This window comes from Stutzerimonas stutzeri (assembly GCF_051028275.1).
GTDB classification, from domain to species: Bacteria; Pseudomonadota; Gammaproteobacteria; order Pseudomonadales; family Pseudomonadaceae; genus Stutzerimonas; species Stutzerimonas stutzeri_AS.
Window position 1 is genome coordinate 2,745,914 of record NZ_CP069269.1, and the last position, 22,130, is coordinate 2,768,043.

At 57.8% G+C, this 22,130-nt stretch carries 21 protein-coding genes and 3 tRNA genes; 8 read left to right on the plus strand and 16 right to left on the minus strand.

What is annotated here, in order from left to right; translation table 11 throughout:
- Positions 1-85 precede the first annotated feature (85 nt).
- Positions 86-412 carry an Arc family DNA-binding protein gene (locus JQR87_RS12530; RefSeq protein WP_407297718.1) on the plus strand — a complete coding sequence of 109 codons (327 nt, stop codon included), beginning with the start codon at positions 86-88 and terminating at the stop codon, positions 410-412.
- Positions 413-619: 207 nt separating this feature from the next.
- On the opposite strand, the gene JQR87_RS12535 is transcribed toward JQR87_RS12530, so the two are convergent.
- The 4 genes from JQR87_RS12535 to mgtE all read right to left on the minus strand — a co-directional run bounded on the left by JQR87_RS12535 (position 620) and on the right by mgtE (position 5,398).
- Positions 620-1,756 carry a sodium ion-translocating decarboxylase subunit beta gene (locus tag JQR87_RS12535; RefSeq protein WP_407296679.1) on the minus strand — a complete coding sequence of 379 codons (1,137 nt, stop codon included), beginning with the start codon at positions 1,754-1,756 and terminating at the stop codon, positions 620-622.
- Positions 1,757-1,765: 9 nt separating this feature from the next.
- Complete coding sequence (oadA, locus tag JQR87_RS12540) at positions 1,766-3,547, minus strand: sodium-extruding oxaloacetate decarboxylase subunit alpha (RefSeq protein WP_407296676.1); 1,782 nt, start codon at positions 3,545-3,547, stop codon at positions 1,766-1,768.
- Positions 3,548-3,569: 22 nt separating this feature from the next.
- Positions 3,570-3,812: an OadG family protein gene (locus JQR87_RS12545; RefSeq protein ID WP_407296675.1), complete on the minus strand. Its 243-nt coding sequence runs from the start codon at positions 3,810-3,812 to the stop codon at positions 3,570-3,572.
- A 137-nt stretch (positions 3,813-3,949) separates the two neighbouring features.
- The gene (gene mgtE / locus JQR87_RS12550) at positions 3,950-5,398 is read right to left on the minus strand and encodes a magnesium transporter (RefSeq protein ID WP_407296672.1); all 1,449 of its coding nucleotides are present in this window, start codon (positions 5,396-5,398) and stop codon (positions 3,950-3,952) included.
- 312 nt (positions 5,399-5,710) lie between these two features.
- Here mgtE and bamE point away from each other — a divergent pair, with 312 nt between their 5' ends.
- Complete coding sequence (gene bamE / locus JQR87_RS12555; RefSeq protein WP_407296668.1) at positions 5,711-6,202, plus strand: outer membrane protein assembly factor BamE domain-containing protein; 492 nt, start codon at positions 5,711-5,713, stop codon at positions 6,200-6,202.
- 48 nt (positions 6,203-6,250) lie between these two features.
- On the opposite strand, the gene JQR87_RS12560 is transcribed toward bamE, so the two are convergent.
- From JQR87_RS12560 to rnd, 11 genes are all read right to left on the minus strand, one after another.
- A tRNA-Arg gene (locus JQR87_RS12560) sits at positions 6,251-6,327 on the minus strand.
- A 67-nt stretch (positions 6,328-6,394) separates the two neighbouring features.
- Positions 6,395-6,471 (minus strand) — tRNA-Arg (locus tag JQR87_RS12565).
- 110 nt (positions 6,472-6,581) lie between these two features.
- Positions 6,582-6,672, minus strand: a tRNA-Ser gene (locus tag JQR87_RS12570).
- Between the two features lie 62 nt (positions 6,673-6,734).
- On the minus strand, positions 6,735-6,920 hold the full coding sequence (csrA, locus tag JQR87_RS12575; RefSeq protein ID WP_003283978.1) for a carbon storage regulator CsrA: 186 nt from the start codon (positions 6,918-6,920) through the stop codon (positions 6,735-6,737).
- 182 nt (positions 6,921-7,102) lie between these two features.
- Entirely contained in the window at positions 7,103-8,338 is a 1,236-nt protein-coding gene (locus tag JQR87_RS12580; RefSeq protein ID WP_407296663.1) for an aspartate kinase, read from the minus strand.
- A 144-nt stretch (positions 8,339-8,482) separates the two neighbouring features.
- Entirely contained in the window at positions 8,483-11,107 is a 2,625-nt protein-coding gene (gene alaS, locus JQR87_RS12585; protein WP_407296661.1) for an alanine--tRNA ligase, read from the minus strand.
- Between the two features lie 179 nt (positions 11,108-11,286).
- On the minus strand, positions 11,287-12,291 hold the full coding sequence (gene ltaE, locus JQR87_RS12590) for a low-specificity L-threonine aldolase (RefSeq protein WP_407296658.1): 1,005 nt from the start codon (positions 12,289-12,291) through the stop codon (positions 11,287-11,289).
- Between the two features lie 55 nt (positions 12,292-12,346).
- Positions 12,347-13,573, minus strand: a complete 1,227-nt coding sequence (locus JQR87_RS12595) for a hypothetical protein (RefSeq protein WP_407296657.1) — start codon at positions 13,571-13,573, stop codon at positions 12,347-12,349.
- A gap of 52 nt (positions 13,574-13,625) precedes the next feature.
- Positions 13,626-14,075, minus strand: coding sequence for a YcgN family cysteine cluster protein (locus JQR87_RS12600; protein WP_407296655.1), 450 nt, complete (start codon positions 14,073-14,075; stop codon positions 13,626-13,628).
- A gap of 121 nt (positions 14,076-14,196) precedes the next feature.
- A complete protein-coding gene (locus JQR87_RS12605) occupies positions 14,197-14,490 on the minus strand; it encodes a YcgL domain-containing protein (RefSeq protein ID WP_407296653.1) in 294 nt (97 codons plus the stop codon).
- Complete coding sequence (gene rnd, locus JQR87_RS12610) at positions 14,487-15,611, minus strand: ribonuclease D (protein ID WP_407296651.1); 1,125 nt, start codon at positions 15,609-15,611, stop codon at positions 14,487-14,489. Before rnd ends, JQR87_RS12605 begins: the two co-directional genes overlap by 4 nt.
- A 145-nt stretch (positions 15,612-15,756) precedes the next feature.
- Here rnd and JQR87_RS12615 point away from each other — a divergent pair, with 145 nt between their 5' ends.
- Both JQR87_RS12615 and JQR87_RS12620 read left to right on the plus strand, forming a co-directional pair.
- Positions 15,757-16,602, plus strand: a complete 846-nt coding sequence (locus JQR87_RS12615) for a sulfurtransferase (RefSeq protein WP_407296649.1) — start codon at positions 15,757-15,759, stop codon at positions 16,600-16,602.
- A gap of 172 nt (positions 16,603-16,774) precedes the next feature.
- Positions 16,775-18,034, plus strand: a complete 1,260-nt coding sequence (locus JQR87_RS12620; RefSeq protein WP_407296647.1) for an OmpP1/FadL family transporter — start codon at positions 16,775-16,777, stop codon at positions 18,032-18,034.
- 40 nt (positions 18,035-18,074) lie between these two features.
- On the opposite strand, the gene JQR87_RS12625 is transcribed toward JQR87_RS12620, so the two are convergent.
- Complete coding sequence (locus JQR87_RS12625) at positions 18,075-18,590, minus strand: glutathione peroxidase (RefSeq protein ID WP_407297716.1); 516 nt, start codon at positions 18,588-18,590, stop codon at positions 18,075-18,077.
- Between the two features lie 179 nt (positions 18,591-18,769).
- Between JQR87_RS12625 and JQR87_RS12630 the strand changes: the two genes are divergently transcribed.
- From JQR87_RS12630 to modC, 4 genes are read left to right on the plus strand one after another with little or no spacing between them, the layout of a single operon-like run.
- Positions 18,770-19,582 carry a TOBE domain-containing protein gene (locus JQR87_RS12630; RefSeq protein ID WP_407296645.1) on the plus strand — a complete coding sequence of 271 codons (813 nt, stop codon included), beginning with the start codon at positions 18,770-18,772 and terminating at the stop codon, positions 19,580-19,582.
- Between the two features lie 8 nt (positions 19,583-19,590).
- A complete protein-coding gene (gene modA, locus JQR87_RS12635; protein WP_407297714.1) occupies positions 19,591-20,343 on the plus strand; it encodes a molybdate ABC transporter substrate-binding protein in 753 nt (250 codons plus the stop codon).
- A gap of 3 nt (positions 20,344-20,346) precedes the next feature.
- Positions 20,347-21,036 carry a molybdate ABC transporter permease subunit gene (gene modB, locus JQR87_RS12640; RefSeq protein ID WP_407296643.1) on the plus strand — a complete coding sequence of 230 codons (690 nt, stop codon included), beginning with the start codon at positions 20,347-20,349 and terminating at the stop codon, positions 21,034-21,036.
- Positions 21,033-22,124, plus strand: a complete 1,092-nt coding sequence (modC, locus tag JQR87_RS12645; protein WP_407296641.1) for a molybdenum ABC transporter ATP-binding protein — start codon at positions 21,033-21,035, stop codon at positions 22,122-22,124. The genes modB and modC overlap by 4 nt, the downstream gene beginning before the upstream one ends.
- The last annotated feature ends 6 nt before the right edge of the window (positions 22,125-22,130 follow it).

The following is a 22,130-nucleotide window of genomic DNA, read 5'->3' on the forward strand; positions in this document are numbered from 1 at the left end:
TGTGGAACAGCATGTGCTGTTTGGTGTCAGACCGGTGACTAGAACGGCAATAAGCCACCATCGCCCACTGACTATCCGGTTTATTATGCGCCCAATGAAGCAGGCAGTTTATTCCAGCCGCACGGCTGACAAATTTGTGGTCAGGCTCCCAGACGGAATGCGGGAGCGTATCGCTGAGGTTGCACGCAACCATCACCGCAGCATGAACTCGGAAATCATCGCCCGCCTGGAGCAGAGTCTCCTGCAAGAAGGCGCGCTCGATGATGATTCGGCCATGCGCCTCGACAGCCCTGAACTGACACTGCACGAGCGCGAACTGCTACAGCGCTTCCGCCAGCTAGCGCATCGGCAGCAAAATGCTCTGATCGCACTCATTGCTCAGGATACTGAAGCTGCAAAAGACGACGAGTGAGCTCTACCCCTGCTGCTAGCGATGAGCCATCGCTCCGATAGATGTCGGGGCGAGGCCGCTTGGCGAGTAACGGCTCGTGCCGATATTCGTGTCTCATAAAGGATGGTCGGCTCGCAAGAACCCACCGAAACGCCTGCATCCATGACATGGACACAGGCGCCCAAACAGGACCGGGTCGATGCGCTGTTTCGCTGGCTCCCAGCGCAGCTAGCCCACGAAACTAAGCAGAACCCCCGCCGCAACGGCTGACCCGATCACACCGGCCACGTTCGGCCCCATAGCGTGCATCAGCAGGAAGTTTTGTGGGTTCGCCTCAAGTCCAACCTTGTTGGACACACGGGCCGCCATTGGCACTGCCGATACGCCTGCCGAGCCGATAAGTGGGTTGATCTTGTTCGCGCTGAACATATTCATCACCTTCGCCATCAAAACCCCTGCAGCCGTTCCGCCGCAGAACGCAACCATGCCAAGCAGGAGTATTCCAAGCGTCTTGACCTGGAGGAATGCTTCAGCGGAAAGCTTGGAACCGACAGTCAACCCCAGAGCAATGGTCACGATGTTGATCAGCGCATTACGCGAGGTGTCTGCCAGACGATCCACAACCCCGCATTCACGCAACAGGTTACCGAAAGCAAACATGCCAACCAGCGGCGCGGCATCAGGCAGCAGCAACCCGACCAATAACGCAAGCATGAGTGGAAAGACGGTCTTTTCTGCCTGCCCCACATGACGAAGCTGCGTCATGACAATAGCGCGCTCTTCCTTGGTAGTCAGCGCTCGCATGATAGGCGGCTGTATGAGGGGCACTAGCGCCATATACGAATAGGCCGCCACGGCAATCGGACCCAACAGATGCGGCGCGAGCTTGGCGGTAACGAAGATAGATGTCGGGCCGTCTGCTCCACCAATGATAGCAATCGATGCGGCTTCGCTAAGGGTGAACTCCATTCCCGGAATGCCCATCGCCGCGAGCGACAATGCGCCAAGCAAGGTAGCGAAGATGCCGAATTGCGCAGCGGCGCCAAGCAGCAGTGTCTTGGGGTTCGCCAGCATTGGCCCGAAGTCCGTCATGGCCCCGACACCCATGAAGATCAACAGCGGAAACACACTGGTCGGCAAACCAACTTCATAAAACAGGTTCAGGATGCCGGCACCCTCGGCCATATTGGCGACCGGGATGTTGGCGAGTACACCGCCAAACCCAATCGGGATCAGCAACAAGGGCTCGAACCCCTTGCGAATTGCCAGATAGATGAGCGCCAGGCACACCACAATCATCAGGAGTTGGCCGGGTTCGATGTGATAGAGACCGGTGCTATGCCACAGCTTGAGCAACTTATCCATTAGCGCTCCTCAAGCGATAATCAGCAGGCTATCGCCTACCGACACCGCATCGCCGACCTTTACGTTCACAGCTGCGATGGTTCCAGCTTTGAATGCACGGATCTCCGTTTCCATTTTCATCGCTTCAAGGATGATCACCAGATCGCCCTCCTGAACCACCTGCCCAGGTTGTACCAATACCTTGAAGATATTGCCGGCTAACGGGGCCGCCTGAAGCTCGCCTTTCCCGGTTGCCGGCGCAGAAGCGGCCGCAGGCGCTGCGCCTGGCGTTCCCTCTACCGGCCTTATCCCTTCGACGTCGCCGCCTTCGTTGACCCGAACGACAAATGACTTTCCGTTGACTTCTACGGTATAGATCTCAGATGCGTTCGCTTCACGCGGCGCCTGCTCCTTGCCGGTCGGTACCTGTTCGAAAGCTGACGGATTGCCGCGATTTTCGAGGAATTTCAGACCAATTTGCGGAAACAAGGCATAGGTGAGAACGTCATCAATTTCGTTCTCGGCCAGCTTGATGCGCTTTTCTTCAGCCAGTGCTTTCAACTCAGCGGTCAGCTTATCCATTTCCGGCTGTAGCAAATCCGCGGGACGGCAAGTGATGACCTCCGCACCCTCGAGCACGCGCTGCTGCAACTGAGGATTGAACGGGGCCGGCGCGGAGCCATATTCGCCCTTCAGGATGCCAGCGGTTTCCTTTGTGATGGACTTGTAGCGCTCGCCCGTGAGCACGTTGATTACCGCTTGAGTCCCAACGATCTGTGAGGTCGGCGTGACCAGTGGAATGAAGCCCAGGTCTTCTCGGACACGAGGAATCTCCGCCAGAACCTGATCGAACTTGCCCAGAGCGCCCTGCTCCTTCAGCTGGCCTTCCATGTTGGTCAGCATGCCGCCCGGCACCTGCGCTACGAGTATCCGTGAATCGACGCCCTTGAGCGTGCCCTCGAACTTAGCGTATTTTTTGCGCACTTCACGAAAGTACGCAGCGATTTCCTCGAGCAACTTCAGATCGAGCCCGGTGTCACGCTCGGTGCCCTGGAAGATAGCCACGACCGATTCAGTCGGAGAATGACCGTACGTCATCGATAGCGAGGAGATAGCGGTATCGACATTGTCGATACCAGCCTCCACCGCCTTGAGAATCGCAGCCGTCGACAGGCCCGCCGTCGCATGACACTGCATGTGAATCGGAATGGCCAAGCTGGCTTTCAGGCGAGAAACGAGCTCATAAGCTGTATAGGGTACCAGGATACCTGCCATATCCTTGATCGCTACCGAGTCGGCGCCCATGTCTTCGATCTGCTTGGCCAGGTCGATCCACATTTCCAACGTATGTACAGGGCTGGTCGTATAGGAAATCGTACCCTGGGCATGCTTGCCCTGCTGCTTCACTGCTCTTAGCGCGGTTTCAAGATTACGGGGATCATTCATTGCATCGAAGACGCGGAACACATCGACACCATTGACCGCCGCCCGCTCGACGAATTTTTCCACCACATCGTCGGCGTAATGCCGGTAACCCAGCAGGTTCTGGCCCCGCAGAAGCATCTGCTGGCGGGTATTGGGCATCGCCTTCTTCAGCTCACGGATTCGCTCCCATGGATCTTCGCCAAGATAGCGGATGCATGCATCGAAGGTCGCGCCACCCCAGGACTCGACAGACCAGAACCCGACCTGATCCAGCTTGCTTGCGATGGGGAGCATGTCTTCGAGCCGCACGCGAGTGGCCAAAATGGATTGGTGAGCATCACGAAGCACCACATCGGTAATGCCGAGCGGCTGTTTGGCAGAGGTCATGGCGAGAACTCCCTGTTATAGATCAACCACGACGAGCGCGGTGCTGATGAATAGCGGCCTGGATCGCCGCAACGATATCTGCGTCCATTTCGGCATCAGCGGCCTGGCTGAGGGCCGGCTGAGCAGTTGGCGCATTGTCGAAGCGGCCAATCATGGAAGACATCAGGCGAATGCAGACAATCAACAAAACGAGGAAGATAAAAACGGAACCTAAGCCGAACAGCATAAGTTCGACGCCTTCGAGCAGGAGTTCGCTGGGGGTCATCGGGATTCCCTTTCAATCAGCAGCTCGGGCCGCTTGTTATTCGCTTCGATTCGGAGGCTTCGCTAGCGCGAAGCCTCCGAACAGTAGCCCGAACAACAGGCGCAAGGCAAACGTCAGGTCGACGCAGACGGAAGGAATCAGAGGAGAAAAATAGTCGCCAACCCGAGAAAGATGAAGAAACCACCGCTGTCGGTTACAGCCGTAATCATGACGCTGGCACCCATCGCCGGGTCTCGACCCATTCGCGCCAAAGTCACCGGAATCAGGACGCCCATCAAAGCCGCTAACAAAAGATTCAGAGTCATCGCTGCAGTCATCACTACACCTAGCGACCAGCTCCCATAGAGCCAATACACTACGATACCAATAACCCCACCCCATATCAGGCCGTTCAGCAGACCTACTCCCGCTTCCTTGCGCAGCAAACGAGCACTTGTGCCCGCCCCCATCTGGTCAAGCGCCATCGCCCGGACAATCATCGTGATGGTTTGATTGCCGGAGTTGCCACCTATTCCCGCAACTATCGGCATCAGCGCGGCCAACGCAACCAACTTTTCGATAGAGCCGTCGAACAGTCCTATGACACGCGATGCCACAAAAGCCGTGACGAGATTAATTGCGAGCCAGGCCCAACGGTTGCGCAGCGATTTCCAGACCGAGGCGAAGATATCTTCTTCTTCGCGTAGGCCCGCCATGTTGAGTACTTCGCTCTCGCTCTCTTCACGGATCAGGTCGACCATCTCATCGATAGTCAGTCGGCCGATGAGCTTGCCTCCCTTGTCCACAACCGGCGTCGAAACCAGGTCGTAGCGCTCGAATGCCTGCGCAGCCTCATAGGCATCCTCGTCCGGATGAAATGTCACCGGGTCACTGGCCATCACCTCGGCAACGTGACGCTCCGGGTCATTCACCAATAGCCGCTTGATGGGAAGTACACCTTTAAGTACGCCGTCATAGTCGACGACGAACAACTTATCGGTATGACCCGGCAGCTCCTTCAACCGACGCAGGTAGCGCAGCACGACCTCGAGGCTGACATCCTCGCGAATCGTGACCATCTCAAAGTCCATCAGGGCGCCAACCTGATCCTCCTCGTAGGACAACGCTGAGCGGACACGCTCACGCTGCTGCGCGTCGAGCGTCTCCATCAGTTCGTGTACGACGTCACGGGGCAACTCGGCCGCCAGGTCCGCCAGCTCGTCGGCGTTCATTTCCTTAGCCGCGGCAAGCAGCTCGTGATCGTCCATGTCGGCAATCAGCGTTTCGCGGACCGCGTCGGAAACTTCGAGCAGGATGTCGCCATCTCGATCCGATTTGACCAGCTGCCAGACCGTCAGGCGGTCATCGAGAGGCAATGCTTCGAGGATATGAGCGATATCGGCAGGGTGCAGGGCTTCCAGCTTGCGCTGTAGTTCGACGAGGTTCTGGCGATGCACCAGATTATCAACCAGATCCTGATGGTGCCCGTCCTGGCTTTGACGATGCGCCAGATCTTCAACGATCCTATGGCGATGGAGCAACTCGACGACTTGCGCCAGACGATCCTGGAGACTTTCCTGCGGCTTTTTTGCTTCTACTTCGGTCATGGCGCACTCCACCCCAGCGGTCGGAGCTCGCCAGGGGATCAATCATTGAATACGTGATTGGCTAACGAAATTTGTATACGACTACTGGGCAAATCCATGAGAGGGATCCAGAAGCCCGAACGGGCAGACCACGCGATAATACCATCACAACCGCGAAGCACGACCGCGAAATGCAGCTAATACAAAAGCTTGCGAGAAGCGTCAGAGTTATTCGCCTACGATGTCGACGCTTTCACGTTGCAGGAAGACACCACTGCGAGCAAAGAAATCATTCGCTAGGCTGGGGATGCCCAATCGTCAAGGAGGACGACCATGAACAGACTTTTAGCAGGAAGCTGCTGCGCGCTAATACTCTCAACCACACCAACGCTGGCGACCACGATCTATCGCTGCAGCGATGCCGAAGGCAACCTTACCTTCACCCAGCAAGGCTGCGCCATCGATCAAACCGCTCGCACCCAGAACGCGAAGAACCCTACCCCCGGTTCCGGCAAAGCGGTGCCCCTGGCCAATCCAGCGACACCGCGCAAGCCACGCAACAACGAGACAGTTAGAACACTTACCGTCGTGGGCGCACCAGACGATGGATGCGGCAACCGCATAACCGGGAGCGCAAGGCGAGACGCCTTGATCAAGCAACAGGTTCGCTCAGGCATGACCCGCAAGGATATCGAAAGCACGTTCGGCACGCCCGACACAGTAACCAGCCGCGACGGTCAGGTGCGCTACCGTTACAACGGCAAACAAGGCCGGACCCGGACCATCAACTTCGACGAAAACGGCTGCGTTCGAGGCAAAAAATAATGCCGCAAAAAGCAAAAAGGGCCTGCATTGCTGCAGACCCTTTTTAATTGGTGCACTCAGGAGGATTCGAACCTCCGACCGCTCGGTTCGTAGCCGAGTACTCTATCCAGCTGAGCTATGAGTGCAAAAGTGCTTGATATACCAGATCACCGCTGGTTATAAAACGTACCACATCGCTGTGGTCCGTCAATGTGGCGCACTCAGGAGGATTCGAACCTCCGACCGCTCGGTTCGTAGCCGAGTACTCTATCCAGCTGAGCTATGAGTGCGCTGAGGGTGCGCATTATAAGTTTGTGGATTTGCTGGTCAAGCTCTTTTAGCTCAATGATTTACTATCGAACCGCAACGCAAAACCAACTCACAAACGAACGATGCAAAATGGCGGAGAGGGGGGGATTCGAACCCCCGACACCCTTTTGAGATGTACTCCCTTAGCAGGGGAGCGCCTTCGGCCACTCGGCCACCTCTCCGCAACACGGGGCGCATGATACCCATGTTCGCCCCGCTTGCAAAGCCAAAAATCACATAAATATTAATGGCTTGGTTCTTGATCTTTTTCTTTCTGGATCCGCTGGTAGATCTCCTCGCGATGGACAGCAACCTCTTTGGGTGCGTTCACTCCAATGCGCACTTGATTTCCTTTGACACCCAGCACAGTGACAGTCACATCGTCACCCACCATCAGGGTCTCTCCGACCCGGCGAGTCAGAATCAGCATTCCTTTCTCCTTAAAACGGATTCAATTCAGTAAACAGTCTGCAAAGATAAAAACGGATAATGTTCCGTGAAACATCGATCTAGAGCCTTTTCACCAGCTATTGACCAGCAAAAACGACTCTAAAGTTCCTTGGGCCCCAGCGAAATCGACGGAAGGCGCGAATCCGTCGGGCTGCAGCGAAGCTATTCTCCCTTGCCAGCCGGTGCATCTAGCTCGAAAGCGGTGTGCAGCGCCCGGACGGCTAGCTCAAGGTATTTTTCCTCGATGACCACGGACACTTTGATCTCGGATGTAGAAATCATCTGAATATTGATGTTTTCCTTCGCCAGCGCTTCGAACATACGACTGGCCACGCCTGCGTGGGAACGCATACCTACGCCAACGATCGATACCTTGGCGATATTGGTATCACCAATGACTTCACGAGCGCCCATGTCGCGGGCGATGCCCTCGAGCACCTGCAACGCATTTTGGTAGTCATTGCGGTGAACGGTGAAGGTGAAATCGGTGGTGTTATCGTGAGCCACGTTCTGCACGATCATGTCCACTTCGACATTCGCCGCGCTGACCGGGCCGAGAATCTTGAAGGCCACCCCTGGGGTATCCGGCACGCCACGAATGGTCAGCTTGGCTTCGTCACGATTGAAAGCGATGCCGGATATGATGGGCTGTTCCATGGATTCCTCTTCATCTAGGGTAATGAGGGTTCCCGGACCCTCCTGAAAGCTATGTAATACGCGCAACGGGACACTGTATTTGCCAGCGAACTCCACGGCACGGATCTGCAGCACCTTCGAGCCGAGACTTGCCATCTCGAGCATCTCTTCGAACGTGATCTTGTCCAGGCGCTGCGCTTTGGAAACGACGCGAGGATCGGTGGTGTAAACGCCATCGACATCTGTATAGATCTGGCACTCGTCAGCCTTCAGCGCAGCAGCGAGCGCCACACCCGTGGTGTCCGAGCCGCCCCGACCGAGCGTAGTGATGTTGCCGTCTTCGTCGACACCCTGGAATCCGGCGACTACAACGACCCGCCCGGCCTTCAATTCCTTGTTGATCTGCTGCGAATCAATTTGCAGGATGCGCGCCTTGGTGTGAGCGCTGTCAGTCAGGATGCGAACCTGGCCGCCGGTATAGGACACGGCTGGCACACCAATCTTTATCAATGCCATGGCCAGCAGTGCGATGGTGACCTGTTCGCCCGTCGAGACCATTACGTCCAACTCACGGGTAACTGGCTGGTCGCTGATCTGTTTGGCGAGATCGATAAGGCGATTTGTCTCACCGCTCATAGCCGATACCACCACCACGATATCGTCCCCGTTATCGCGGAATCTCTTGACCTTTGCCGCCACTTGCTCGATGCGCTCTACCGAGCCCACAGAGGTGCCACCAAACTTCTGTACGATCAAAGCCATCTATAGCCGCCTAAGCCCGTCACGGGCGCTTCTTAATCATTCTTCCAGCACCGCAAGACTCACCCAGGATCCGCACGCAACTCACGAGTAAGTCCGGTTGCAACTACCGGCTTAAACGCGATGTGTCGATCCCGAGCGCCCCAGCTACGCGCTCTGCTCTACGAAACGCTGGGCAATAGCAAGCGCCTCGTCCAGACGAGCCGCGTCGATGCCGCCACCCTGAGCCATATCCGGCCTGCCACCGCCTTTACCACCAACGATCGCAGCGGCCTGCTTCATCAACTCACCAGCCTTGAAACGACCGGTAAGATCCTGTGTGACACCCGCTACAAGCACAACTTTTTCGTCCAGCACGCCGCCAAGCAGAACGACGCCGTTTCCAAGCTTGTTCTTCAGCTGATCGGCCAGCGCCAGCATCGCCTTGCCATCCAATCCGTCCACGCGCGCGGCCAGGGTTTTTACCCCGTTCACTTCAACAGCGGAGCCAGCAAGATCGTCACCGGTAGCACTGGCAGCTTTTGCCTTGAGCTGCTCGAGCTCTTTCTCCAGTTGGCGATTGCGCTCGATCACCGCGCCCAGCTTGTCGAGCAGGTTTTCGCGGGTAGCTTTTACGAGGCCGGCAGCCTCTTTAAGCTGTTCCTCGGCCTTGTTCAGATAGACAAGCGCCTGCTCGCCAGTGACCGCCTCGATACGTCGAACACCAGCCGCTACGCCGCCCTCACTGACGATCTTGAACAGACCGATATCGCCGGTACGCTTGACATGTGTCCCGCCACACAGCTCGACAGAGAACCCATCGCCCATGGTCAACACGCGCACCTGATCACCATACTTTTCGCCGAACAAGGCCATGGCGCCTTTGCTCTTCGCCGTTTCGATGTCGGTTTCCTCAATCTCGACCGCCGTGTTGCCGCGGATTTCGGCGTTGACCTTGTCTTCGAGGGCCTTGAGCTGCTCAGGCTTGATCGCCTCGAAATGACTGAAATCGAAGCGTAGCCGCTGGCTGTCGACCAGTGATCCTTTCTGACTGACGTGTTCTCCGAGGATCTGCCGCAACGCCGCGTGCAGGAGGTGAGTCGCAGAGTGGTTCAGCGCAGTGGACTGACGCACCGAGGCATCGACCGTGGCTTCGACGGCCGCGCCAACCTGCAGGCTGCCGCTGTCCAGAATGCCGTGGTGCAGGAACGCACCGCCAGCCTTGCTGGTGTCACGCACATCGAAGCGCAGACCGTCCGCCGAAAGGTAACCGCAATCGCCCACCTGCCCACCGGACTCGGCGTAGAACGGAGTCTGGTCAAGCACGACCACGCCCTCCTCGCCAGCCGACAGGCTCTGCACGGCCATGCCTTCCTTGAACAGCGCCAGCACCTTGCCGCTGCCGGAAGTACCCAAATAGCCGGTGAAGCGGGTCTCGCCCTCGACCTTGACCAGATTGTTGTAATCCATACCAAAGGCACTGGCCGAACGTGCCCGCTCACGCTGCGCTTCCATCTCGCGCTCGAACCCTTCTTCGTCGAGCGTCAATTCACGTTCGCGAGCAATGTCGCCAGTCAGGTCGACCGGAAAACCATAGGTGTCATAAAGCTTGAAGATGACTTCGCCTGGAATCACGGAGCCCTGCAGGTCAGCCAGATCCTGTTCGAGAATCTTGAGCCCCTGCTCCAACGTCTTCGCGAACTGCTCTTCTTCGGCCTTGAGCACCCGCTCGATGTGAGCCTGCTGAGCTTTCAATTCCGGGAAGGCGTCACCCATCTCTGCGACCAACGCCGCGACGATCCGGTAGAAGAAACTACCCTTGGCGCCAAGCTTGTTGCCATGACGGCAAGCACGACGAACGATACGGCGCAGCACATAGCCACGGCCTTCATTGGACGGCGTCACGCCATCGGCAATCAGGAAGCCGCAGGAACGGATATGGTCAGCGACAACCTTGAGCGAAGCCTGCCCCTCGTTGCTGCAGCCGATGGCCTGGGCAGCGGCGTTCAGAAGACTCTGGAAAAGGTCGATCTCGTAATTCGAGTTGACGTGCTGGAGCACAGCACTGATACGTTCCAGCCCCATTCCGGTGTCGACACTCGGAGCCGGCAGCGGATGCATCACACCGTCGGCGGTGCGATTGAACTGCATGAATACGTTGTTCCAGATCTCGATGTAACGGTCGCCATCTTCTTCTGGCGAACCCGGTGGGCCGCCCCAGATATGTTCGCCGTGATCGAAAAAGATTTCGGTGCATGGGCCGCAAGGCCCGGTATCACCCATTGCCCAGAAGTTATCAGAGGCATAAGGCGCCCCCTTGTTGTCGCCGATGCGAACCATGCGCTCGGCCGGCACGCCCACGTCCTTTGTCCAGATCTCATAGGCTTCGTCATCGCTGGCGTAAACGGTGACCCAGAGCTTTTCTTTCGGCAGGTTCAGCCATTTATCGGACGTTAGGAATTCCCAGGCGAAGGTGATCGCGTCGCGCTTGAAATAATCGCCAAAGCTGAAATTGCCGAGCATTTCAAAAAAAGTATGGTGCCGCGCAGTGTAGCCGACGTTCTCCAGATCGTTGTGTTTGCCGCCGGCGCGTACGCATTTCTGGCTCGTAGTGGCACGCGTATAGGCGCGCTTCTCCAGCCCGAGAAAGCAGTCCTTGAACTGATTCATGCCGGCGTTTGTGAACAACAGGGTGGGATCGTTCGCGGGAATCAGCGAACTGGAGGCCACACGAGCGTGGCCCTTCTCTTCGAAGAAGCGGAGGAAGGCTTCACGGATTTCTGCGCTTTTCATAGATCTCTTCCAGAGGACTGCGGCCGAACGGCTGCAAAACGACGCGGCGAGGCGGCACCGGGAGCCGGTTCACAGCTATCCAAACGGATAGCCGGCAAAGGGCCGCATTATATCGGCCCTGTGCCGCGCGCATAGAGGATAAATAAGATTGAATCAAGCTATTCGACAGCGATTCGAACCTATGCTTTCAAAAAAGCGGAGAAGCTTTCCAGAATCGGATCGACATGCTCTGGCATTACGTCCAGATGCGTCACCAACCGCAACCGAGGCGCTGCCGTCAGGAGAATGCCGCGCTCAGCACAGAACGCTTTGAGTGATGCCGCGCGATCTCCGATATCGAGGTAGACCATGTTGGTCTGAACGGGCTCGACGCGATAGCCAAGCGATTCCAGGCCCTTGGCGATATCAAGGGCACGCTGGTGATCGTCGGCAAGGCGCCGTACCTGATGATCAAGCGCGTAGAGGCCCGCCGCCGCCAGCACTCCAGCCTGACGCATGCCACCGCCGACCATTTTGCGCAACCGCCGTGCCTTGGCGATAAAGGACTCGTCACCGCAGAGCACCGAACCGACTGGCGCACCCAGGCCCTTGGACAGACACACAGATACCGAATCGAAATGGCGACCGATGTCTTCGGCGGAACAGCCCAACTTGACCACCGCGTTGAACAATCGGGCCCCATCCAGATGAAGCGCAAGTCCACGCTCATGGGTGAACGCTCTGGCCTCAGCCAGATAGGCAAGCGGTAAGACTTTACCGTGCATGGTGTTTTCCAGCGCCAGCAGGCGGGTACGCGCGAAGTGGAAGTCGTCCGGCTTGATCGCCGCCGCGACGCGCTGCAGGTCCAGTGACCCATCAGCCTCCATCTCGATAGGCTGCGGCTGGATCGACCCGAGCACCGCAGCGCCGCCCGCTTCGTACTTGTAGGCGTGCGCCAGCTGACCTGCAATGTACTCATCACCCCGATCACAGTGCGCCATTAGCGCCAGCAGGTTGCTCATGGTGCCGCTGGGCACAAACAATCCGGCCTGCAAACCGAGCTGTTCCGCCAGCTTCTGCTCCAGTTCACGGACGGTCGGGTCCTCACCATAAACATCATCGCCCGTGACAGCTGTCAGCATGGCCTCGCGCATGCCTGGCGTCGGCTGAGTCACCGTATCACTACGAAGATCAATCAAGCTCATCTACAACCCCTTGCGCGAATACAATCATTTAACTGAAGCGCACCGTCTTGAAGGACTAGCGCAGCAGCCGACTATCCAGCACTTCCGAATCCCCACCCAACATGGTTTCGGTGATATTGATGAAATCATCAGTGGTCACCCGATCCAGACGCATCAGACCGCGGGCAACGTCATCAAGCGAGTGGCGCCCCTCGCTGCGCTGGCGTATCTCACGGTCGAGCTCCTGCAAAAGCAACACAGCCCTGGCGGTTATCGGGCCGCTGGATCGTTCGGTTCGCAAGCTGTCGACCTTGCGGCTCCATTCGCTCAGGTGTTCACGAACTGCCTGGTAGCGGTCCTCGCTCATGCCACCAGCGCGCCGCATCAATTCGATCGCGTAATACTCGGCCAAGCCCTCGCTGATCCAATCACTGCGGTCTGCATCTGAGATTCGGCTGAACACATGAACAAGCTCATGCAGCAAGGAGCTGGTGCCATTCTCACTGACCAGGGGCCGGTCGGCGTGCATGAAAAAGGAGTTCGGCCCAGAGAGCCCGCCCCGCCACATCGGATCGCCGGCACCCACAATCAAGAGCTTTTCAGGGTCCCGCGGAAACACGTTCTGCATCTCAGGCCAGACGAACGTCAGCAATGTCAGGATATCCATCCTGCGTACACCTTCGTGCAACGGCCCTGAAACCGTAACGTCGGTTTCACCAAGCCGAGCCCGACGGCTGCCAAGCTTGCCAGCGACTATCCATCCGGTCGGACGGTCGAACAGGCGCTCTGGATTATCGACGCGGAAACGATTCTTGCCGATACGCGGCCAGCCTGTCTCGACACTTTTCCAGCCTGCCGGAAGCTCGAACTGTAGCCTGGACACAAGCCTTACCCCGTCCTGCTGAGCCAGGCGACCGGCAGGCACCAGATCGTCACCGCGCAGTAACGCCCAGTCGTCCGTCATACGAGCATCGAAGCGACCGTTTTTGCGTTGATGGCTGATCTTGACCCGATAGCTCAACCGCGCTTCGCCAGGCGCAGGCCGCCAGACACCACGATTACCCTCCTCGACCCAGTCACTTTCGGCATCCGTTTTGAAATCGCTGTAACGTCCGTGACGACCCAGATTCAGGTCCAGGAATTGAACTGCACTCCCGTCCTCCAGCATGAGCTCAACCTCAGCCACGTCCTCATTGGGAACGAACTTGACGGTGTAGTCGAGATCAACCCGCTTGGCCGCCTGAAGTGGTGCGATGAACGAAAGCAACAGGACGACTAGCAGCGGTAACTGAAGGCGGGACATCGTGCGGCTCCGAATTGGGTTCAGACCTATGACGGTGGGGGCTGAGGTAGATTCAACCGGCTCGGAAAATCAAATGATCTTCCCAGTCATCATCAGCCACAGAACCCTCAGCGATCATTCGGCCCGACTGGGAGATACGCTCGGCATGCACGGCGTCTGGATCGCCACATACCAGATGATGCCAAAGCGGCAGATCCTTGCCTTCCGCCACGAGACGATACCCACAGGTAGGCGGCAACCATTTGAATTGAGCGGCATCCGCCGCGGTCAGTTGCACGCAGTCCGGGACGCTGGCGCGGCGATTGGGATAATCGGTGCAGCGGCAGCTTTTCAGATCGAGCAACTTGCAGGCGATACGGGTGTAGTAAACGCTGCCATCCTCTTCATCCTCAAGCTTTTGCAGGCAGCACAAGCCGCAACCATCGCAAAGCGACTCCCACTCGGCCGAGTCCAGCTCGGCCAGCGTCTTGCGCATCCAGAAGGGTTCGACTTTTGCCGCCATGAAAGAGCTGTCTCGAAGTAATTCAGGAGTCTAGCCATAGCCACAAAACTGGCCAAGCGCGGTGGAGTTTAAAGCATCGTCGCAGTCGGTGATCGACCGCCGGGCACTGACCGCCCGTAACTCAAACCGGGTCGTTGCGACGCAGCAACTCCTCGGGCAGGTGCTCGATATAGTCGTCCTCAGGCGGTGGCATCTGCAGGTGGTAACCCTGTTTCTCAAGGTTTTCCAGGACCGTAGCGATGTCCTCCTGCGCCAGCTTGCGCTCAGGCGTCAGGATGATGTCAAAGGCGAGCTGCGGCGGACCGAACGCCGCAAGCAGGGCTTCAGGAACCCTGGCCAGCGCGTCACTGCGCTCGACGTAGAGGTACATTCCGTTTTTGCGCGGGCTTCTAAAGATCGAACAGATGCGTTTCATGATTTCTCTTCCAGCACGTCGAGTAGGGCCTGCCCCATGCGTTCGCGACGCCAACCTCGCAGCGTATCAGGCAGCTCATAGGGACCATCGGGATATCCGGACCTCAAAAGAGCTTCGAGTACTTTCTTGCGCAGCATCAGTTCCGGGGCAATGTCCATGATTTGGGCCTGCTTCTGCCCGACAGAACGCAATTTCTTGAGCTGTGTCGATGCTTCGAGCGGCAATGGCTCTGGTAATGGCTCCGGCCAGTCCTGCTCAGGTGTAGCGGCAGCGGTGCGAATCAGCTCGATCAAGGTCTCACCATCCTGACGCACTGTACGCGGATGCATGTCGTCGATACGCGCCAGGCCCGCGAGATCAGTTGGCTGCGTACGCGCCATTGGCCAAAGGCTGTGCTCACGCAATACGCGGTTGCGAGGCTGATTACGTGCTCTCGCCTGCCGCTCCCGCCAGGCCGTCAACGTGCGTAAAACCGCAAGCTGACGCGGCTTCAAACGCCAGGCCTGCTTGACCTCACGGTACGCTTCATCAGGATCGGTTTCCCGCTGAAGATTGGCAACCAGCTCGGCGCCGTCTTCAATGACCCAGGCCCGCTTCTCATCAGACAGCTTGGGCACGAGTGCTTCGTAGAGTTCGGCAAGATGCTGCGCATCTTCAGCGGCGTAGCGCACCTGCATCTCGCTCAAGGGTCGCTGCAGCCAGTCGGAACGCGTCTCACCTTTGGGCAATTCAATGTTCAGCACGCTCTGCACCAGGCGCGAATAGCCCATCGAGAAGCCAATATTCAGATAGCCAGCAGCAAGTTGCGTATCGAACAACGGCATCGGCAGGCTACCGGTCAGCCGCCAGAGCACCTCCAGATCTTCGCTGCAGGCATGTAAGACCTTCACCACCGACTGGTCGGTAAGCAGACTGGCAAACGCAGTCCAATCGGTGATCAACAATGGGTCAATCAGATAGGCGCACCGGCCGTCGCCCACTTGCAGCAAGGCCGCGATCGGGTAGAAGGTATCGACCCGCATGAACTCTGTATCCACCGCTACGTAAGGCAGCTGGCGCCACTCGGCACACAGACGGGCCAAATGCGCATCATCTAGCACCCATTGAGTTTCGATGGCCACTAGGCCCTCCTTGTTGGTCGATTTTCATCCGCAAGCGAGCGAACAGTCGCGCAGTATATATCGCGTCTCGGCATTCGCAGCGCATTGATCGGCACCGTCGACGTCGCGTGATAATTTCCTACCGAAATCCGAAGGGAGCCCTGCCATGCCGCTTGCTCAACTAATTGATACCACCCAACTGACCGCACGACTGGCGCAGCCGAATGTGCGTATCTTCGATTGTCGGTTCGCACTCGAAGACCCAGGTTACGGAAGTCGTAGCTACCAGCAAGGCCATATCCCCGGGGCACTGTTTATGGACCTGGAAAAAGATCTCTCGGGCCCGGTGGCACCCGGCCAAACAGGACGACATCCACTGCCGCAACCGGAGCGGTTGCTTGAGCGCCTTCGCGCCGCGGGCTTGAACGACGACAGCGAAGTCATACTCTACGACGACGGCCCCGGTGCGTTTGCCGCACGGGCGTGGTGGCTACTGACATGGCTCGGTAAGCGCAACGGCGTATATCTTCTGGACGGCGGGTTGAAAGCCTGGCGGGATGCCGGAGGCGCCGTAACCAATGGGGTGACTGACTATCTGCCCGGCCAGTTCGACGGCACGCCAGATAACGACCTGCTGATCTCAGCCCAGCAACTCATTGCACGTTTAGGTCAGCCCGGCCTGACGCTACTAGACGCCCGTGCTTTGCCTCGATTTCTCGGTGAGCAGGAACCCATCGACCCCGTCGCGGGGCACATCCCGGGCGCTCGCTGCGTGCCGTTTACCGAAAACCTGGATGCTAATGGACGCTTCCTTGCTCCTGATAAGCTGCGCGCGCGATTTAACGAACAGTCGGAAGGTCAAACTCCGGATACCCTGGTGGCCTACTGCGGCTCGGGTGTGACGGCTTGTCATAACCTCTTCGCTTTGTGCCTCGCAGGCTACCCCTTGGCTAAACTTTACGCAGGCTCCTGGAGCGAGTGGATTACTGACCCTCATCGACCCGTTGCATGATAGCGCCATCTCCGACTGCCTGGTCAAGAATAGCGCGACAGGTTTTTTATCGGCTTTTCGACTTCTTATCGGCGCCGGTCGTCGTGCTTTACGAAAAATTGCACTCTTTCGTTTGCGAGAAATCAGAGGAGCTTGGTAGGGTCCGAGCCGCTTTTTCCCCTGGAGTACAACAATGAAAAAAACATGGTTGAAGACCGCGATTGTAGTAGCCGTAGGCGCCCTTTCAACTCAGGCCATGGCTGCCGGCTTCGCGCTTAACGAACAAAGCATCAGCGGCATGGGCACCTCATTCGCCGGTCGCTCCTCTTCTGCCGATGACGCCACAACTCTATTCGGCAACCCTGCTGGTATGTCCCGCCTCGAGCGAGAGCAGGCCAGCTTCGGAATGGCAGCGATCAATGCCAAAACCGATATCACGAATGCTAGCGGTGCAGCCGGTACGAATGACGGCGATATGGTTCCGTTCACCGCCGTCCCGATGGGCTATTACGTTAAACCCTTGGACGACAAGTGGGCCGTTGGTGTAGGTGTTTACGTGCCTTTTGGCCTTATTACTGACTACGAAAGCGGCTTCTCGGGTCGTTATGAAGGCGACTATAGTGAAGTTCGTGTCATCACGGTTCAGCCCACCGTCAGCTATCGCTTTAATGAAAAGCTATCTGTCGGCTTCGGTCCCACCATCAACCGGATCGATGGGAAGCTGGAAAGTGCAGTACCTCCCTTTACACCTGGCGCAACAGCCGATAGCCGAGTGAAGATCAAGGGCGACGATACTGCGCTGGGCTTCAATATCGGCATGCTCTATGAGTTTACCCCTCATACCCGCGCGGGAGTGACCTATCGGTCGAAAGTGGATTACACACTTGAAGGCGATACGCGTGTATCGGGCAACGATCTTATCCTCGGGTCCGTCGGAGCGTATGGCCAATACGATGCCTCACTCGATTTAGAGACGCCAGAATCAATTGACATGTCCATCACCCATGATCTGAATGATCAGTGGACGATCTACGGCGGAGCCATGCTCACGCGCTGGAGCCGACTCGAGTCGATCATCGTGGAAAATGAAGGTGTTGCTGCAGGACCGGCATCTGCTGCATTCGGCACAATCGAAGAAGAGCAGGATTGGCATGACACGTGGTCTTATGCCTTGGGAGCAGCGTACAAGCTGAACAAGCAGTGGACCTTGCGTACCGGTGTAGCTCTCGACCAAAGCCCCACCAACAACACTCATCGTTCGCCACGCATCCCCACTGGTGACCGGACGGCCGTTAGCTTTGGCCTCGCCTGGAATCCGAACGACGATATGACGGTCGACCTGGCTTACTCGTATCTGTGGGAAGAAGACACTAAAATCGATCAAGACACCTACAACGCTACCTACGAGAACAGCGCTCACGGTTTTGGCGCTGCCATGACCTACCGCTTCTGATGCACCCCGCCCCGACCGACCGGTCGGGGCACCCCTTCCGCTACTTGGCTAACGCCTTTTCTACTGCAGCTATCAGCTCCGGATCGTCCGGCTCGACTTTACTCGAAAAATAGTCGACTACCTTGCCGTTGCGATCGACCACATACTTATAGAAATTCCAGCGAGGTGCGCCGCCGGCTTGCTCGGCCAGTTCTCGAAATAGCGGTATTGCGTTGCTACCCCGCACAGGCTGCGTCTCCGCCATGGGAAACGTGACCCCGTAATTGACGTAGCAGACCTCCGCCGTTTCAGCCGCATCGTCAGACTCCTGAAAGAAGTCATCGGACGGCACGCCAAGGATCACCAGCCCGTCGCCCTTGTAGCGCTGATACAACGCCTCCAGCCCCTTGAACTGCGGGGCGAAGCCACAAAAGCTGGCGGTGTTGACCACCACCAAGGCCTTGCCCTGAAACGCCTCGCACAGATCAATGGTTTCCTTCGATCTCAGCGCAGGGAGCTCATGCTGCAGTAACGCTGGGCACTGCTCGGCCGCTACGGGCCCAGCCAGCAAAAGCAGTGCGAGTGAAGCGGCAACCCATTCTGTTTCATGACGAACCTCCAGAGAAATCGAAGCAACGCTACTCCCTCAGCTGCGCTCGGAGCAACGGCTTCGCTCATCACTAAAGCCTCACGCAAAACGCTATATACAAATCTATATAACGATTGCCAGAATGTAGGCATCTACGCGGAGCCAAAATGAACGAATCAAAACAAACCCAGCCGTTGCGCATTGATGGCCAGCTTTGGTTCAACCGTGGCGAGAAAGGCTATCTCGGCGGCAAACGCATCGAACTACTCGAACAGATCGAGGCGACCGGGTCCATCAGCCGCGCCGCCAAGGCCATCAAACTCAGCTACAAGGCTGCGTGGGATGCGGTGGATACGATGAACAACCTCTCCGAACGGCCACTGGTGATGCGCAACGCTGGCGGTGCGAAGGGCGGCGGAACGCAACTGACTGACTTTGGTCGCGAAATGCTGCATGTCTGGCAACGCATGCGACACGAGTACGAACGCTTCCTGGCCCAGGTCTCAAAGGGCATAGATGGATTTGAAGACATCGACAAACTGCTTCGGGCGATCGCCATGAAAACCAGTGCGCGCAATCAGTTTCGGGGCCGCATCACCGAGGTCGAAAGAGGCGCGGTGAACGGCAGTGTCAGCCTCGATATCGGTGATGGGCAGACCATGACCGCGACCCTGACCAATGAGAGCATCGACGAGCTACAGCTAGCGACGGGCAAGATCGCAATGGCCCTGGTCAAGGCCAGCTTCGTCCTACTGTCGCCTGACCCGAACGTGAAGATCAGCGCTCGCAACCGTCTGACCGGAACGATAGGCGCGATCACGCCCGGTGCAGTCAGCTGCGACGTCAAACTGCTGCTTCCAGGCAATCGTACCCTAGGTGCGGTGATCACAAACGAAAGCACCGAGGCGCTCGGACTGGTCGTCGGCCAGTCCTGTACGGCACTGATCAAGGCCTCGCACGTAATCATCGCAGTGGATTGAGAAACATGATGAACCGCATCTGTACATCCCTCTTAGCGGTGCTGGCCGCACTCACACCTTTGATCGGCCTTGCCAGCGAAGTTCAGGTTGCGGTCGCGTCGAATTTCACCGCTCCGATGCGCGTCATCGCCGAACGGTTCGAACGCGACACCGGCCATAAGGTGCTGCTGGCCTTTGGCTCGACCGGAAAACTCTACGCACAGATCCGTAACGGCGCGCCGTTCTCGGTACTGCTGGCGGCGGATGAACAGATCCCAGCCAAACTGGAACGTGAAGGGCTGGGCGTGGCTGGAAGCCGCTTCACCTACGCCATTGGCACGCTGGTGTTGTGGTCAGCCAAGGAGGATTACATCAATGGCCAGGCTAAGGTGCTGGACGACAAGCCGTTTCGCCACCTGGCCATCGCTAACCCTAACACCGCACCCTATGGCGCCGCGGCGATGGCGACGTTGACAAAGCTTGGCCTGGCGGACTCGGTAAAGGACGAATTGGTACAGGGTGAAAATATTGCGCAAACCCATCAGTTCGTCGCGAGCGGTAACGCCGATCTCGGCTTTGTCGCTCTCTCCCAAGTCGCCAAAGATGGCGTGATTCAACAGGGGTCGGGCTGGGTAGTGCCTGCTACTTATCATCCACCGATCCGCCAGGACGCGTTGCTGCTGAACAAGGGGCGCAACAACCCAGCAGCGCAAGCATTGCTCGATTACCTCCGAAGCGCTGAGGCAACCGAAGTGATGCGCGCCTACGGTTACCATCAGTAGGCAATGGGAATGCCCGACTTGGATGACGCCAGCATTTCGGCCATCTGGCTGACGCTCAAACTCGCCAGCATCACAACCGTTCTGCTGCTGCTACTCGGAACGCCCATCGCTTGGTGGTTGGCGCGGACCCGCTCGCGCTTGAAGGGGCCGATTGGCGCGGTGGTAGCGCTGCCTCTTGTGCTCCCCCCCAGTGTCCTCGGCTTCTATTTGCTGGTAGTAATGGGCCCCAATGGTCCCGTTGGGCAGCTGACTCAATCACTCGGCCTGGGTGTATTGCCCTTCACCTTTGCCGGCCTGGTTGTCGGATCGGTTTTCTACTCGATGCCCTTCGTCGTGCAACCGCTGCAGAATGCCTTCGAAGCGATAGGCGAACGGCCCCTCGAAGCGGCAATGACCTTGCGAGCGGGTCCGCTGGACGCCTTCTTCACCGTCGCGTTGCCGCTGGCACGGCCTGGCTTCGTGACGGCCAGCATTCTCGGCTTCGCGCATACGGTGGGTGAGTTCGGTGTAGTACTGATGATCGGCGGAAACATTCCCGAGAGAACGCGCGTGTTGTCCGTACAGATCTACGATCACGTCGAAGCCTTGGAATACACCCAGGCACATTGGCTTGCCAGCGGGATGCTGCTGTTCTCCTTTCTGGTACTGCTCACGCTCTATGCGAGTCCTTTACGACAGGGGTGGCGCGGATGAGCACCAACACGAGCGGCATTCACGCACGGCTGCATCTGGCCCATCCAGGCTTCACGTTGGACCTGGATGTCGAACTACCTGGGCGAGGTGTTACCGCCCTGTTCGGCCCCTCAGGCTCGGGCAAGACCAGTTGTCTGCGCTGCATTGCCGGACTCGAACGCAGCAGTACCGGAGCGCTGGTGGTAAACGGCGAATGTTGGCAAGACTCGAGCCGCCAGTGGTTCATGCCACCGCACCGGCGCGCAATAGGCTACGTGTTCCAGGACGCCAATCTGTTCGCCCATTTGTCGGTCAGGGGCAACCTCGAATTCGGCATGAAGCGCATCCCGACACAGGATCGACGTGTTGCCTGGGGCCAAGCTGTCGAGCTGCTTGGTATCGAACATCTTCTGGAGCGCTTGCCGGGGCGACTTTCCGGTGGTGAACGCCAGCGGGTCGGGATCGCGCGCGCCCTGCTTACGAGCCCACGCCTGCTGCTGATGGACGAGCCTCTGGCGGCTCTGGATGTGAAGCGCAAACAGGAAATCCTGCCTTACCTCGAACGTCTGCATGATGAGCTGGATATCCCTGTCCTATATGTCAGTCATGCTCCGGACGAAGTGGCGCGACTGGCCGATCACCTGGTCCTTCTTGAGGAAGGCCGCGTCGTCGCGCAGGGCACACTGCACGAAACGCTTTCGCGTCTGGATCTGCCTATTGCATTCGAAGACGATGCAGGCGTGGTCATCGAATCGGAGATCGCCGGGCACGACACGGATTACCACCTCACCCGCTTATCGTTTCAAGGCGGCAATGTACTGGTGGCGCAAAGGAGCGAAGCCATTGGTCACCGGCTGCGCTTTCGCGTCCATGCACGGGATGTAAGCCTGACGCTGGAACGTGCACAAGGCACCAGCATCAGCAACCTGCTACCGGTGCGGGTCGATGAAGTGGCCTCCGCCGATACGCCGGCCCATGTCCTGGTTCGTCTGGACGCACAAGGCACGCCCCTGCTGGCTCGAATTACGCGGCGCTCTGCCGACCAGCTGAACGTTACCAAGGGTAAAGCGCTCTGGGCTCAGATCAAGGCCGTCGCACTGCTGGGCTGAGCTGCC

Coding starts and splice junctions, on each gene's coding strand:
- JQR87_RS12530 (WP_407297718.1), top strand. CDS start 86: ATGCGCCCAATGAAGCAGGCAGTTTATTCCAGCCGCACGGCTGACAAA.
- JQR87_RS12535 (WP_407296679.1), bottom strand. CDS start 1,756: ATGGATAAGTTGCTCAAGCTGTGGCATAGCACCGGTCTCTATCACATC.
- oadA (WP_407296676.1), bottom strand. CDS start 3,547: ATGACCTCTGCCAAACAGCCGCTCGGCATTACCGATGTGGTGCTTCGT.
- JQR87_RS12545 (WP_407296675.1), bottom strand. CDS start 3,812: ATGACCCCCAGCGAACTCCTGCTCGAAGGCGTCGAACTTATGCTGTTC.
- mgtE (WP_407296672.1), bottom strand. CDS start 5,398: ATGACCGAAGTAGAAGCAAAAAAGCCGCAGGAAAGTCTCCAGGATCGT.
- bamE (WP_407296668.1), top strand. CDS start 5,711: ATGAACAGACTTTTAGCAGGAAGCTGCTGCGCGCTAATACTCTCAACC.
- csrA (WP_003283978.1), bottom strand. CDS start 6,920: ATGCTGATTCTGACTCGCCGGGTCGGAGAGACCCTGATGGTGGGTGAC.
- JQR87_RS12580 (WP_407296663.1), bottom strand. CDS start 8,338: ATGGCTTTGATCGTACAGAAGTTTGGTGGCACCTCTGTGGGCTCGGTA.
- alaS (WP_407296661.1), bottom strand. CDS start 11,107: ATGAAAAGCGCAGAAATCCGTGAAGCCTTCCTCCGCTTCTTCGAAGAG.
- ltaE (WP_407296658.1), bottom strand. CDS start 12,291: ATGAGCTTGATTGATCTTCGTAGTGATACGGTGACTCAGCCGACGCCA.
- JQR87_RS12595 (WP_407296657.1), bottom strand. CDS start 13,573: ATGTCCCGCCTTCAGTTACCGCTGCTAGTCGTCCTGTTGCTTTCGTTC.
- JQR87_RS12600 (WP_407296655.1), bottom strand. CDS start 14,075: ATGGCGGCAAAAGTCGAACCCTTCTGGATGCGCAAGACGCTGGCCGAG.
- JQR87_RS12605 (WP_407296653.1), bottom strand. CDS start 14,490: ATGAAACGCATCTGTTCGATCTTTAGAAGCCCGCGCAAAAACGGAATG.
- JQR87_RS12615 (WP_407296649.1), top strand. CDS start 15,757: ATGCCGCTTGCTCAACTAATTGATACCACCCAACTGACCGCACGACTG.
- JQR87_RS12620 (WP_407296647.1), top strand. CDS start 16,775: ATGAAAAAAACATGGTTGAAGACCGCGATTGTAGTAGCCGTAGGCGCC.
- JQR87_RS12630 (WP_407296645.1), top strand. CDS start 18,770: ATGAACGAATCAAAACAAACCCAGCCGTTGCGCATTGATGGCCAGCTT.
- modA (WP_407297714.1), top strand. CDS start 19,591: ATGAACCGCATCTGTACATCCCTCTTAGCGGTGCTGGCCGCACTCACA.
- modB (WP_407296643.1), top strand. CDS start 20,347: ATGGGAATGCCCGACTTGGATGACGCCAGCATTTCGGCCATCTGGCTG.
- modC (WP_407296641.1), top strand. CDS start 21,033: ATGAGCACCAACACGAGCGGCATTCACGCACGGCTGCATCTGGCCCAT.